Here is a 13,366-nt window from a genome sequence, read left to right as displayed (position 1 = left end):
GTCCGTGACTTTTTCCGTCGTCATTCCTGTCTATAACGGCGCGGCCTTTATTGCCGATACGGTCAGGACGGTGCTTGCGCAGACCTGCAGCGACTTCGAACTGATCGTGGTCAACGACGGCTCGCGTGATGATACGATGGGCCAGCTGGCCCAGTTCGGCGATGCGGTCCGCGTCATCAGCATCCCCAACGGTGGCGTGTCGAATGCGCGCAACGTCGGCATCGCCGCCAGCCAGGGCAGGCTGATCGCCTTTCTTGATGCTGACGACTTATGGTCTTCCGACAAGTTGGCAGTACAGTTGGCCTTGCTTGAGCGTCATCCCGAAGTGGGCTTTCTGGCCTGTAATTACACGGTGATCGACCATTCGATCGGCGGCCCGGTCGCGCATTTTGACCAGTTCCGGGGCGATCCCGACATCGTTTTCGACACCGTGATGCACGACCCGCTCAAGGCGCTGGTGAAAGCCAATTTCGTCGGTACCTGCTCGAACGTGGTGATCCGCCGCGAGGTGCTGGCACGGGCAGGGCAGTTCGATCCGCGCTACCGCCAGGCTGAAGACTACGACCTGTGGTTGCGCTGCGCCGATGTCGGCGCCTTCCTGTTGCAGTCGCAAGTGCTGGTGGACAAAACCTCGCATGAGACCAACCTGACCAACAATTTCGTTGAAACGCTGCAATGCCATGAGCGGGTGCTGGTGGCATTGCTCGATTCGCCGCTGGTCGGCAAGCGCCCGGCGCTGGCGCCGGCGGTGCGCCACGAGATCGTCGGGCTGCGTTACGACATCGGTCACCGCATGTTCAATCGCGGTCAGTCGCGCAGTGGTTTTGGCTACTACTGGTCGGCGCTGCAGGCAGAAGGCTCTGTCGCCAACGTGGTGTCGTTCTTGCGCCATAGCGTCCAGAAGCTGGGCCGGCTGACACTCGAGGCGCTGCATCTGCGCACGCCGTATCGCGGCTAAGTGTCGATGGATGCAGCAGCAAGCCAATTGTTTTTGTATTTTTTTGCATGATATTATTTTTGCGTGTTTGCTCACAACTGGCAGCGTCGGCAGCGAGGGGAACGGCGCAAGTTTTAGAGGAGCTGCACAGTGGCAAAGATAGACGTATTGTTGCCGGTTAAAAACGGCGTCGACTTCCTGGCGGAGTCGCTCGACAGCCTCCAGGCGCAGACCGTCCAGGATTGGCGCGTTCTGGTACTCGACCATGGCTCTACCGACGGCAGCCGCGAGATGGTGGAACGTTACCACGAGCGCGATCCGCGCATCGAACTGCATTCGTTCCCCGAAGCGCAGGGATTGTCCGGCCTGCTCAATTGCGGCCTCGACCTGGCTGACTGCGACTACGTGTTGCGCCATGATGCCGACGACGTCTGTTTTCCCGAGCGCATGGCCGTCAGCCTGGCCGCGTTTGCCGCCCAGCCCGACTGCGTGGCCATCGGCGGCCAGGCCGACGTGATCGACGCGGCTGGCGCCAATATCGGCGAAATGAGCATGCCAATCGGCACCGCGCGCGTTGCCGCTGCCAGCCTGTTCCGTAATCCGATCGCCCACCCGACGTCGATGCTGCGCTTCGACGAAGTGCGCCGCATGGGCGTGCGTTACGGCATCGACATGCTCAAGGTGCTGCCGCCGCAGCACAGCCTGGAAGTGCCGTCGTTGGCCGAGGATTATTTTTTGTTCGGCCAACTGGCGATCCAGGGCCGCTGCGCCAATGTGCCCGAAAAGCTGATTCGCTACCGCTGGCATGGCAACAACGTCAGCGCCACCCGGTTCATGGACCAGATGGAGGTGTCGTTACATGTGTCACGTTTCCTGGTGCGCGCGTTCTGCACCATGCACCAGTTGCCGTATTTCGACCCTGCACCATTTTGCAACCATGGCGGCATCCTGATGGACGTCGACGGCCAGCGCAATTTCGACGCTGAATTTGAGCGCATGGCCAACGTACTGCGGCGCGGGCTGGGCCAGTCGGACGAACTCGAACGTGAGCTCACCTACCGCAAAACCATTTCCACGCGGCACGAAGCCAGCCTGCTGTGGCGCTACAACCGTTTTCGCGCCGCCAATGCCCCAGAGACCGGCGAATGGAACGCGGTGCGTTCCTGGCTGATCCGTCGCTTTCCCGGCAAACGCCGCATGAGCGTATCGGCCCAGTTGGCCTGAAATATTATTTGAGATAGGTATGCTATGCCCGCGTTGCTGAAAAGCCCTGCGTGGCGCTCGTTGAAGGCGCCCGATTTTATCAAGAACCCGTTCCGCCTGGTCTACGTGATGGTGGTGCTGGCAGTATGCCTGGCCGGTTTGCTGGGTGCGGCCACGCCCATCCTGGTGGACCTGATGGGCGGCAGCTTGTCCAAGCTGGTGGCATTGCCAGCGGCGATGGTGTTCGGACTGCTGGTGATTTACGACCGCAAGCTCACGCTGCTGCTCATTGTCGTGCTGCGCGCGGGAGGAGATAACGCGCTCGAGTTCACCCGCTTTTCGCTGGGCGGCTACATGGTTGGCATCGGTGGCGTGATCAATGCCATCGTGATTCTGCTGGCATTGCTGCTGGTGTTCGAACGGCCCAAGGTGTTGCCCGGCCGTGCCTACATGGCGTGGGTACCGTTCCTCCTGGTTCTCATCTTTGGCGCGATACATTCGCCGTTCACTGGCGAATCGATACGTCTGTTCCTGCAACAGCTGTCGTATTTTGCGATGTTCGTGGGCGGCTACCAGTGCGTCAGCGACCGCGATAGTTTCCGTCACATGATGCGGCTGGTGGTATGGTCCTCGGCGATTCCAGTGCTGTATTCGTTTGTCGATATCGCGCTGCATTTCGGCGGCGGCTTCCGCTTGGAAAGTACGTTCGCCCACCCCAACGTGCTGGCGTTCTATCTGACCGTGATCATCGTCGTGGCCTTCTACTTGTTCAAAACCATGCCGGTGACTGCCAGCGGCGCTGCGCGCCTGGGGCTGGGCGCCTACCTGCTGTTGCTGCTGATGCTGCTGTTGCTCACCAAAACCCGTAGCGCCTGGCTGGCGACGGCTGTCGGCTTCGGGTTGTACGCGCTGATTTTCGAGCGCCGCTACCTGGTCTACATGGTGGTGCTTGGTGTCGGTGCGCTGTTTGTCCCCGGCATCGGCGATCGCCTGCTCGACCTGGGGCAGGGCAACGAGGTGGCTACCTATGCCGTGCTGAACTCTTACGCCTGGCGCGTTTACCTGTGGGAATGCGCGTTTGGCTATATGTCTCCCCTCAACTATTTGTCGGGACTGGGACTGCAAACTTTCCAGGAGTATTCGCCGATCTTCTTCCCGCTCGCTGGCAAGACCAAGTTCGGTGCTCACAGCGTTTACGTTCAGCTGATTTTCGAGTTGGGTGTCATCGGCCTGCTCGCCTTCCTGTGGCAATCCCTCAGCATGATCCGTCAATTGACGGCGCTGCTGAAGATCGACAAGATGGCAGCGTTCTCGCTGGTCCTGATCGTTCTGAGTTTCCTGATCTGCTCCTACAGCGACAATATGTTCTATTACCTGTCATATAACTGGTACCTGTGGTTCGCAGTGGGCGCCGGCTGCGCGCTGGGGCGCGTCATGGCGGCAACGCCGGTCAAGTCGGCCTCGCAGGCGGCCCCGATGTCGGCGCCATACCAGTCGGCTGTTCAGCCTCGTTACTGAGCCAGCCATGAGTAATCCAAAAATGCCCGAGCCTGCTTTAGCCACGCCGCACGGGGGCCATCTTTCGGTCCTCGACGGCTGGCGTGGCTTGAGCATTTTGCTGGTGCTGGCTGCGCACCTGCTGCCACTGGGTCCGCATTATCTTTTGCTCAACCACAGTGCCGGGGTCTTCGGCATGGTGATTTTCTTTACGCTGTCGGGCTTTCTGATTACCTCGTTCCTGCTCCGGGATCAGCGCATCGGCGGTTTCCTGGTCAAACGTTTTTGCCGGGTATTGCCGCTGGCCTGGCTGTACATGATCATCGCGTTGCTGCTGATACCGGCGCCGCTTTCCAGGTGGGCAAGCCACCTGTTGTTCTACGCCAACCTGCCGTTGGAGCAGGCCATGCCCAACGACCTGGCGCCCATGACCGAGCATCTGTGGAGCTTGTGCATGGAGCTGCAGTTTTACGTCGGCGTGGCGCTGCTGGTGGCGATCCTGCGCGGACGGGGCCTGTTGTTGCTGCCGTTCATAGGAGTAGGTTTTACCATCCTGCGCGTCTGGGACGGCGTGATCGCATCGAGTGTCAGCTACTACCGTATCGATGAAATCCTGGCGGGATGTACACTGGCCCTGGTCTATCACGGCAGTTTCGGCAAGCATGCACGCGATATCCTGCGCGTGGTGCCGCTCTGGCCAGTGTCGGTGCTGCTGGTCTTTTCCAGTATGCCGCAGGGCATGTGGCTCAATTTCCTGCGTCCTTATTTCGCCATGCTGCTGGTGGGCGGTACGCTGATGCAGCCCACCTCCAGCATGGTGCACGGCCTGGATAATCGTCCCCTGGTATTTGTCGCGGGGATTTCGTATGCGCTCTACGTAATCCATCCGATGCTGAACTTCACCTGGCTGGGCAGCGGCGACGTGATAGTCAAATACCTGAAACGACCACTGTTGTTCGCCGTGTTGTTCATACTTGCCTATTGTTCGACCAGGTTTTACGAAAGTTGGTTCATGAAGCACGGCAAGCATTGGGCCGACGTGGTCAATGGCTGGTTCGGCGCCAGCAGGTCGCGCATGCCAGCCGTTGCTATCACCGCTGACGTTGTCGCAGACGCGGCACCCGAGGAAGCGTTGCGTGAATCGGTCGACCCGGTGGTGGAGGAAAAAGCCCTGTCCGAGGCCGAAATCCGGTCGTAACGTCCTCCGTTAAAGTCAACTAGTACATCCAATGAAAATAGCTTACCTCATCAATCAGTACCCCAAAGTCAGCCATAGTTTTATCCGTCGTGAAATCCTCGCACTCGAACGCCAGGGCTTCGAGGTCGAGCGTTTTGCGCTGCGCGGCTGGGCCGACCAGTTGGTTGATGCCGAAGATTTGCGTGAACGCGAAAAAACCCGCTACCTGCTGCGCGACGGCGCGCCAGCCCTGGTCAAGGCCATGCTCGGCGAACTGGTACGCGCACCGGGATCCTTCCTCGGCGCCGCCAAGCTGGCACTACGCATGGCGCGCCGTGCCGACCGGCCGTTACCGTTGCACCTGATCTACCTGGCCGAAGCGTGCCGCATGCTGGGCTGGATGCGCAAGTCTGGCGTGCGCCACCTGCATGCTCATTTCGGTACCAATCCGGCCGAGGTGGCCATGCTGGCGCGCGCGCTCGGTGGCCCGGCCTACAGCTTTACGGTTCACGGACCGGAAGAATTCGACAAGCCCGAGTTTTTGCACATCAAGGAAAAGATTGCCCGTTCCGCCTTCGTGGTGGCGATCAGCAGCTTTGGCCGTAGCCAGCTGTTTCGCTGGATTCCGTACACCGACTGGCCGAAAGTGGAAATCGTTCATTGCGGTCTGGAGCCGGCGTTCCATGCCGGTCCCGCCGTGCCGCCGCCAGCCGCGCCACGGCTGGTCTGTGTAGGCCGCTTGTGCGAACAGAAGGGCCAGCTGCTGCTGGTGCGCGCCGTGGCGCAACTGGTCGCGCGCGGCGTCGCCGTGGAACTGGTGCTGGCCGGTGATGGCGAAATGCGCAGCGAGATCGAAACCCTGATTGCGCGCCACCAGTTGCACAATGTCGTACGCATCACCGGCTGGATCAGCAGCGACCAAGTGCGCGAGGAAATCCTGGCATCGCGCGCGCTGGCCTTGCCGAGCTTTGCCGAGGGCCTGCCCGTGGTGGTCATGGAATCGATGACGCTGCGTCGCCCGGTGCTCACCACTTACGTGGCCGGCATTCCTGAGCTGGTGCGTGACGGCGAAAACGGCTGGCTGATCCCGGCAGGCGATGTCGATGCCGTCGCTGCCGGCCTCGAGCGTGTGCTCGCCACGCCGCTCGACCAGATCGCGATCATGGGCGAACGCGCCCACCTGCGCGCGGTCGAGCGCCATTCGATCGATACCGAAGCGGCCAAGTTGGCTGTGCTGATCAAGCGTGGCCAGTGACGTTGTGCCTGCACACCATCCTCCGCTTTCTTTTTGCAGCGCCCAGACTGATGTGAATCAAAAATGAAAAAAGCACTGACCTTTGTAATTCCCGTCCGCCACCAGGACAATGCTCGCGATTGGGGCAAGCTCAAGAGCAACCTCACTGCGACCGTCAAGTCGATTGCGTCGCAGGAAAGCACCGACTGGAAAGCGATCATCGTCGCCAATCGTGGGGCCGATTTGCCAGCTTTGCCTGCGGGTTTCGATGTCAAGTGGGTCGACTTCGAGTCCAACCCTTTGCACGAGCAGGGCAGCGTTGACAAGGAAATTTTTTATGAGGCGGTGCGCCTGGACAAGGGGCGACGGATCTTAGCGGGCATGTTGCACGCGGGACCGATGCAGCATGTCATGGTAGTCGATGACGACGATTTTATCAGCAACAAGCTGGCGGCACTGGCCGCTTCAAATCCGCAAGCCAATGGCTGGTACATCCGTGAAGGCTATGTATGGGGTGACGGCAGCAACTATGTCTATCGCTTCGCCGACTTCTCGAAATTGTGTGGCACCTGCTATCTGATCAGGGCCGATCTCTACGAGCTGCCGGCGAGCTTCGAACAAGCCTCCGATGAGTACATCAAACGCATGCTGGGCAGCCATATCTTCATCCGAGATTTTCTGGAAAGCAATGGCAAGCCGTTGGCGCCTGTGCCCTTTGTCGGCGCCGTCTACCGCGTTGGCCACGTCGGCTCGCACAGCAAGTCGACCAGCGTATTCACCCAGTATTTCCCGAAGTGGCTGGTGAAACGTCCGGTTGAACTGCTGCGTCGTTTGCGCCGCCTGAGTTTTATCTCCCCGTCGATGCGGCGCGAGTATTTCGGCGAGTAACGCCGCAGCATCTTGGTGCATCATAAGAAAGAAGGCCGCCCAATCTGCATTGAGCGGCCTTCCGTGTGGTGCGGCAGGTGCTGCTTAGCGTATCAGGCTACGCTGGTAGCGCCAGGTGTCGGCGCACATTTGCTCGATGTTGCGCTGCGCCTTCCAGCCCAGCTCGCGCTCGGCGACGTCGGTGGCAGCGTAGCATACGGCGATGTCGCCGGCTCGGCGTGGTTCGATCTTGTACGGGATGGTTTTGCCGCAGGCACGCTCAAAAGCGCGCACCATGTCGAGCACGCTGCTGGCGGCGCCGGTGCCGAGGTTGTAGGTCAGCACGCCGTGATTGTCGTCGAGCTTGTTCAACGCCTTGACATGGCCGATGGCCAGGTCCACCACGTGAATGTAGTCGCGCATGCCGGTGCCGTCGGTGGTGGGGTAGTCGTCGCCAAACACGGACAGGCGCTCGCGGCGGCCTTCGGCCACCTGGGCGATGAACGGCATCAGGTTGTTGGGAATGCCGCGCGGATCCTCGCCGATCAGGCCGCTTTCGTGAGCGCCCACCGGGTTGAAGTAGCGCAGCAGCACGATGCCCCAGTCGGGCGCAGCTTTAGCGTGGTCGCGCATGATGTTTTCCACCATCAGCTTGGAGGCGCCGTACGGATTGGTGGTGCGCAGCGCGGATTCTTCGCGGATTGGCACGGTGTCCGGGTCGCCGTACACCGTGGCGGACGAGCTGAAAATGATTTTCCTGACGTTGTGGCGGGCCATGGTTTCCAGCAGCACGATGCTGCCGTGGACATTGACGTCGTAGTAGCGCAGCGGCTGCGCCACCGATTCACCGACCGCCTTGAGGCCGGCGAAGTGGATCACCGCGTCCACTGCGTGGGCGGCAAATACCTGCTCCATGGCAGCGCGGTCGCGGATGTCGGCCTCGATGAAGACCGGCGCGCGGCCGCCCAGCGTGGTCACGCGCTCGACCACATCGGCCGTGCTGTTGGAGAGGTCGTCAACGATCACGATGTCGTGACCGGCGTGCAGCAGTTCGACGCAGGTATGGGAGCCAATGTAGCCGGCGCCGCCGGTAACCAGAACTTTCATGAGGATTCCTTGGTATTTTAAGAGTTATTCGCTGTCGCGCTTGGAGCGCACCCATTCGACCTGGCGGTTGATCAGGAAGCCGATATAGACCGGCACCTTCCAGAAAATATACAGCACTGCCATTGCCAGGTTGGCCGCGCTCAGGGTCTGGCGGCCGTAGCGCCACCAGGCCAGCAGCACGGCCACGCCCATCGCCACGGCGATCGACAGCGCAAACAGCAGTGGCGCAACCGCGCCGGTAATCAGTGCGAACAGGCCGCTGGCGCCCAGCGCAGCGATCACCACCAGCGACAGCAGCGCCAGCGGCGGCACGATCAGGTCGAGCGCCATGCCGACCATGGCCATGCGGCCACGCATCAGACCCTCGAACAGGAAGCGTGGCGCGGCCGAGACGATCATGCTCAGGTGGCCGTGTTCCCAACGGCGGCGCTGGCTCTGGGTGCCGGCGTCGCTGCTGGGGAAGGTGCTCGAGACCAGCACGTACGGGCAGAACAGCGGCGGCGTGCCGGCGCGGGTCAGGTCCATGCCCAGCTTCATGTCTTCGACGATGTGGCCATTGGCCAGCGAAGCGGTGCTGATCACCGACCACGGGAAGGCCATGCCGCTGCCCATCAGCGGACAGGGGATGCCCAGGCGCAGGAAGCCGAGCGGGCGCACCAGGTTTTTCACGGTCCAGGCGAATTCCGCGATTTTCTTCATCGGGCCGCTGCCAGCAGGCGAGCGCATCAGGTACAGCGCCTGCACCGGCCGGCCACTGGCCAGCGCGGTGCGCGCCAGGCGGTCGATGGCGCCCGGCTCGACCAGGCAGTCGGCATCGACGATGAGCATGACTTCGGGCGGATCTTCGGCCAGGCATTGCACGCCGAAGTCCAGCGCATAGCCCTTGCCGCGCTGTTCGGCATGGTGGCGTTCGCGCACTTCGGCGCCGGCCGCGCGGGCGGCGCCGGCAGTGTTGTCGGAGCAGTTGTCGGCCACGACCAGTACGCGGTCGCCGGCAAGCATCTGCGGCAGCAGCGTGGCCAAGGTGGCGCCGATGCCGTCCTGTTCGTTATGGGCCGGTACCAGCACCGCTACCCGGGGGCGGCGGCCGGTCATGGCCGGACCCGGGCCGGCCGGCTTGGCCGCCAGCAGCGACTGCACCAGTAGCACCAGTACGGGAATCGCCAGCAGCGCCAGCACGGCGCACAGAATAATGCTCAATACAGTAATCATGCAGCCTCCCGCGCGGCAATGATGCGGGCCGGGGCGCCAACGGCGGTGGCGCCGTCGGGCACGTCGCACAGGACAACCGACATGGCGCCGATGCGCGCATTGTTGCCGATGCGCACGCCGCCAATCACTTGCGCATACGCGCCGAATTCGACATCGTCGCCGATCACCGGGGTGGGGCCGCCTGCGTGGCGGTTGCCGATGGTGACGCCCTGGCGCAAGGTGCAGCGGGCGCCGATCACGGTGTCTGGATGGATGAAGATATTGCCGAAGTGCCAGACGCGCAGGCCGGGTCCGATAGCCGCGCTCTTGGGCAAACTGACGCCAGTGACGGTTTCGATCACCCGGAACAGGCCCCAGTACACGGCCAGCCCGAGCTTGCGCCCGAGACCGGGCGGGCGACGATCGAGCCGGCGGCCACGGCGATACAGCCACACGGCCCAGATCGATTGTTCCTTGAGGAAAGGGCGGCGCATGCCGTAACGGTCCAGGTCGGCCGCCCAGTCTGCATCATCAGCCATGGTATTGGTGCTTTCGTATCATATTAATCTTGCTTGGTCAGCGTGGCGCGCACGGTGGCATCGGTGCTGCCGCCAGCGGCGATCAGGTCGTAACGCGCCTTGCCCGAAGGACAGGGCAGCAGCGCACTGGCGCCGTCGGCCAGCGGGCCGCTGTCGAACAGCTGGCGGCTCATGTCCTCGCTGCGTACTTGCAGCGCCAGGGTGGCGCCGCCGGTGGCGCGTACGGTAAATCGGCACTGGTCGCCAGCGGATGGCGCGGCCCAGTTCACGCGGCCGATGTCGCGCAGCACCGAGCTGCGCGACTTGGCGCCCGCTGCGAGCGTGAGCTGGTCGTTGACGGCGTCGTATTCACCGCCTTTGCCGCGCCAGGGACCGCGCAGGGAAAGCAGGTTGGTTGGCTTTTCCATTTTCATCGGTTTGCCGTTGCCATCGATCCAGCCTTCTGTCGAGACGACCTGGCGCAAGTTGGCCCGAATGCGTTGCAGTTCCTTGGCAACCTCGACGTTCCAGCCATTGCCGTGCAAGTTGAAGCCGCTCCCATTTTCCACGAAGATAAAGAACGGCGTACCGTCGTTGCGATCGACCACGTAGGCACCGTAGGTTTTCAGGGTATCGACCACCTTGCGCAAGTGTTGGTTGCTGATCTTGCTGCTATCGTAACCGGGGGGCAGCATCATCAGCGCGCCTTCGGGAATGCTGCCGGTATTGCGCGAAGCGTCAATGTCAGCGGCGGTCGCCGGGAAAATATAGGCCGGCTTGCTTGCCAGTCCGTTATATGTAAGTGACATGGCCAAGGCGTGACGGTAGGTGGGCAGGCCGTCGTCGATTTCGTGGCGACGTATCAGGCCGGCCGTGGACGGAATGCCAACCGCGCGCGTGCCCTGGTAAAAATCGGCGGGATCACCCCAGCCCCGCCCCCTGAGGCGAGTCCAGGCATAGCCGACCGCCGCCCAGTGGCCGTCACGCTGGCGCAGTTGCCAGAACGAATGCAGCATGCCAGTGTCGGGCTCGGCGATATCAGCGTGGCCGTCGCTGCCACTGGCGGGCGTGAGCCCCGCCGGCCAGTGGGTAACGGTAATGGCGCGTTGGACGTTCTGGTTGTAATCCCACACATCGGGCTTGCCCTTGGCGCCCAAGACTTCCTGCGAGGGCGAATCTTTACCTCCCAGGAAGCTCATGGTGGAGAAAGGGCCGCCGCCAATGCTGGGGAAATAGTCGGACGTGGGAATTTCGGCGGTGCCAAAAACGGGTTTTACCGGACGGGCATTCCAAGGGGAGTCAACAGCAAATGGATGTTCTGCGGTCCCAAATTGTGGCGGCGTGGCGGCAAACGAGGTGCTGGTCAGGCCGAGCAGGACCAGCGAGCTGAGGCTGAAACGGTTCATAGTGCGTGGCAGCGCGGGAGCGGCGCATGCAATCTGATCAATAATCGATGTATTTTAATCCACTTCCAGGGCGCACAGTAGGTTTTTTGATGCACTGCAAAATGCAACTGGCCGACGCGAGGTCGGCCAGTTCTTATGTGAAGCGGGGTCAGTAGAGGCACCCCGCATGGATCATTTCACGCCGGTACGCGAGCCAGTGTAGGTCGGCGACGCTTGCAGCAAGGTTTTTAGTGTGGCAGCCTTGGCGGCGTTAGCGGCGATGGTCGCCGGTGCTAGTTCGACGGTGACCAGTTCGCCACGCACGCTCGATGCCTTGTTGATGCCATTGCGGGCGTAGAGTACGAACCATGCGCCGGACGGCCAGACGAAGCGCTTGGTGTAGTTATTACCCTGGTAGCCGGTGTCGAACACCATGGTGCCGCCCGAGTACAACATCATGCGCAAGGTGGCGCCGTTGACATTAGCGATCTTCAGTTGCTGCGTGCTGCCAACGACCGGCGCGCCCCATTTAACTTTGCTCAGGCCGGTTGAGTTGCCGTTAGCCATGACCGTTTCCGTTGGCGAGGCCGGGAAGACCAGCGACTGCGACCAAGTGTCGAACGTGCCGGCTACCGTGCCCGACTGCTTGACCCACGGACCGCGCATCGACAGCGCATTCAGGTTTGGCATGTTGACGTCGAACGCTTTGCCATTACCATCCTGCCAGCTTTGTGCACCGACGACGCGGCGCAAGTTCTGGCGCATGCGGTCCAGTTCGGCGGCAACATTGTTGTCCCAGCCCTTGGCGTGGAGACCGAGCGTGGCGCCGATTTCCACGTTGATGACGAATGGTGTGCCCACGTTACGGTCGACCACGTACGCACCGTAATTTTTCAGTGTTTCCGCCACTTTGCGCAAGGCGAGGTTGGAAATCTTGGAGGTATCGTAGCTCGCTGGCAACATCAGCAACGCGCCCTGCGGAATTTTGCCGGTATTGGTCTTGGCCGCATCACCATCGGCCGAGGTGGCAGGGTAAACATAAGGCTCGGTGGCCGACAGGGCGTTGTAGGTCAGCGACATGGCCAGCGCGTGACGGTACATTGGCAAGCCGTCATTGACTTCGTGTGCGCGGATCAAGCCTGCTGAGGCGGCCACGCCAGTAGCGCGGGCACCAAGGTAGAAGTGGGCGGGGGTACCCCAGCCAGTGTCATTGGCCGGCGACCACGCGTACAGGGCGGCCTGCCATTTGCCATTGACTTTTTTCAGTTGCCAGAACGAATGGATGATATTGGTCACCGGGTCATAAATATCAGCGTGGCCGTCGCTACCGGTAGCGGGCAAGGTGTTGGCTGGCCAGCGTGGCAGCGTCACTTCGGTGGTGCCGCCGGCGTCCGGGTTGTTGACCAGGTTAGCGCCACCCTGGCCATAAATCTTCATCGGCAGGTCGGTTTCTTTGGCCAGGAACAGGCCGGTCGAGTAGGCCCCGGAGGTGATTTCGGGGTAGTAGCTGGAGGTTGGAATGGTGTACGAAGTGTCGAGTACAGGATTCACCGGACGCACATTCCATAGCGATTGCGCGCTGAACGGATTGGTGTAGCTGGCAAACGTTGGTGGCGTGCTCATGCTCACCGGCGGGGTGGTGGTGGTCTGCGCCTGCACATTCAAGGTCAGGGCGCACGCGCTCAACACCGACCAGCCGATCACTTTGGTGAGCTGGGACGCGGACACAGAAAACGGTTTATTGAGAAACATGTCTAACTCCTGGAATTAAATTTCAAACTGATTAGGGCGATGACGCAACCTGAAATTTATTATACACAAACCCTTTCCGTAGCGAAATTTTTTTCAATTCAATTCGATCGGATGCAGCACCCGTGCAACACATTGTGGACGTATTGACCATACTCATAAAAAAGCTTGATTAGCCCCGCAGTTGCAGGGTTTGCGCGGGATCTGCTTGACCCGGTTTAACCAAAAAACAAGCGACATGGCATATATTCAACGCGTACTGACTATTAAATTTAGTTACTATTTAATTTGAATATGAAGGGGTGTCAAAAGCATATTGTTCTATCGAAATATTTTTATTGAAATAGATTATTACCACTGCCGATATTCAATTGATATTAATGCCGGCGTCGCGCGCACTGCTGCCAGTCGAAGCGGGCGTGATCGGTAGGCTCTGCTATATTGCGTTGCAAGAGACCAGTCACCGAAGCGCGCGCCATGGGGCGAATGTGCACACGCAGC

At 60.9% G+C, this 13,366-nt stretch carries 11 protein-coding genes; 6 read left to right on the top strand and 5 right to left on the bottom strand.

Annotation, left to right across the window (positions count from 1 at the left end; genetic code table 11):
- The first annotated feature begins 4 nt into the window (after positions 1–4).
- The 6 genes from SR858_RS19660 to SR858_RS19635 all read left to right on the top strand — a co-directional run bounded on the left by SR858_RS19660 (position 5) and on the right by SR858_RS19635 (position 6,936).
- Positions 5–958 (top strand): glycosyltransferase family 2 protein, encoded by a 954-nt coding sequence (locus SR858_RS19660; protein WP_322533791.1) that lies wholly within the window; start codon positions 5–7, stop codon positions 956–958.
- Between the two features lie 129 nt (positions 959–1,087).
- Positions 1,088–2,161, top strand: a complete 1,074-nt coding sequence (locus tag SR858_RS19655) for a glycosyltransferase family 2 protein (RefSeq protein WP_026637285.1) — start codon at positions 1,088–1,090, stop codon at positions 2,159–2,161.
- Positions 2,162–2,185: 24 nt separating this feature from the next.
- The gene (locus SR858_RS19650; protein WP_019921850.1) at positions 2,186–3,658 is read left to right on the top strand and encodes an O-antigen ligase family protein; all 1,473 of its coding nucleotides are present in this window, start codon (positions 2,186–2,188) and stop codon (positions 3,656–3,658) included.
- A 22-nt stretch (positions 3,659–3,680) separates the two neighbouring features.
- Positions 3,681–4,835 carry an acyltransferase family protein gene (locus SR858_RS19645; RefSeq protein ID WP_084669952.1) on the top strand — a complete coding sequence of 385 codons (1,155 nt, stop codon included), beginning with the start codon at positions 3,681–3,683 and terminating at the stop codon, positions 4,833–4,835.
- Positions 4,836–4,866: 31 nt separating this feature from the next.
- The gene (locus SR858_RS19640; RefSeq protein WP_019921852.1) at positions 4,867–6,069 is read left to right on the top strand and encodes a glycosyltransferase family 4 protein; all 1,203 of its coding nucleotides are present in this window, start codon (positions 4,867–4,869) and stop codon (positions 6,067–6,069) included.
- A gap of 63 nt (positions 6,070–6,132) precedes the next feature.
- Positions 6,133–6,936 (top strand): hypothetical protein, encoded by an 804-nt coding sequence (locus SR858_RS19635; protein WP_019921853.1) that lies wholly within the window; start codon positions 6,133–6,135, stop codon positions 6,934–6,936.
- A gap of 84 nt (positions 6,937–7,020) precedes the next feature.
- Here the strand turns inward: SR858_RS19635 and galE are convergent, their stop codons facing one another.
- From galE to SR858_RS19610, 5 genes are all read right to left on the bottom strand, one after another.
- Entirely contained in the window at positions 7,021–8,022 is a 1,002-nt protein-coding gene (gene galE / locus SR858_RS19630; protein WP_019921854.1) for a UDP-glucose 4-epimerase GalE, read from the bottom strand.
- Positions 8,023–8,046: 24 nt separating this feature from the next.
- On the bottom strand, positions 8,047–9,234 hold the full coding sequence (locus SR858_RS19625; protein ID WP_019921855.1) for a glycosyltransferase family 2 protein: 1,188 nt from the start codon (positions 9,232–9,234) through the stop codon (positions 8,047–8,049).
- Positions 9,231–9,752, bottom strand: a complete 522-nt coding sequence (locus tag SR858_RS19620; RefSeq protein WP_019921856.1) for a serine acetyltransferase — start codon at positions 9,750–9,752, stop codon at positions 9,231–9,233. The genes SR858_RS19625 and SR858_RS19620 overlap by 4 nt, the downstream gene beginning before the upstream one ends.
- A gap of 23 nt (positions 9,753–9,775) precedes the next feature.
- Positions 9,776–11,137: a hypothetical protein gene (locus SR858_RS19615; protein ID WP_019921857.1), complete on the bottom strand. Its 1,362-nt coding sequence runs from the start codon at positions 11,135–11,137 to the stop codon at positions 9,776–9,778.
- A 171-nt stretch (positions 11,138–11,308) separates the two neighbouring features.
- Positions 11,309–12,868 (bottom strand): hypothetical protein, encoded by a 1,560-nt coding sequence (locus tag SR858_RS19610; RefSeq protein WP_019921858.1) that lies wholly within the window; start codon positions 12,866–12,868, stop codon positions 11,309–11,311.
- Positions 12,869–13,366: the final 498 nt, after the last annotated feature.

The sequence above is a fragment of the Duganella zoogloeoides genome, from assembly GCF_034479515.1.
In the GTDB taxonomy this organism is placed as follows: Bacteria; Pseudomonadota; Gammaproteobacteria; order Burkholderiales; family Burkholderiaceae_D; genus Rugamonas; species Rugamonas zoogloeoides.
Note: the sequence above shows the minus strand (reverse complement) of the source record. Positions and strands in the feature narration are given on the sequence as shown.

Coding starts and splice junctions, on each gene's coding strand:
- SR858_RS19615 (WP_019921857.1), bottom strand. CDS start 11,137: ATGAACCGTTTCAGCCTCAGCTCGCTGGTCCTGCTCGGCCTGACCAGC.
- SR858_RS19635 (WP_019921853.1), top strand. CDS start 6,133: ATGAAAAAAGCACTGACCTTTGTAATTCCCGTCCGCCACCAGGACAAT.
- SR858_RS19650 (WP_019921850.1), top strand. CDS start 2,186: ATGCCCGCGTTGCTGAAAAGCCCTGCGTGGCGCTCGTTGAAGGCGCCC.
- SR858_RS19645 (WP_084669952.1), top strand. CDS start 3,681: ATGCCCGAGCCTGCTTTAGCCACGCCGCACGGGGGCCATCTTTCGGTC.
- SR858_RS19620 (WP_019921856.1), bottom strand. CDS start 9,752: ATGGCTGATGATGCAGACTGGGCGGCCGACCTGGACCGTTACGGCATG.
- SR858_RS19640 (WP_019921852.1), top strand. CDS start 4,867: ATGAAAATAGCTTACCTCATCAATCAGTACCCCAAAGTCAGCCATAGT.
- galE (WP_019921854.1), bottom strand. CDS start 8,022: ATGAAAGTTCTGGTTACCGGCGGCGCCGGCTACATTGGCTCCCATACC.
- SR858_RS19610 (WP_019921858.1), bottom strand. CDS start 12,868: ATGTTTCTCAATAAACCGTTTTCTGTGTCCGCGTCCCAGCTCACCAAA.
- SR858_RS19625 (WP_019921855.1), bottom strand. CDS start 9,234: ATGATTACTGTATTGAGCATTATTCTGTGCGCCGTGCTGGCGCTGCTG.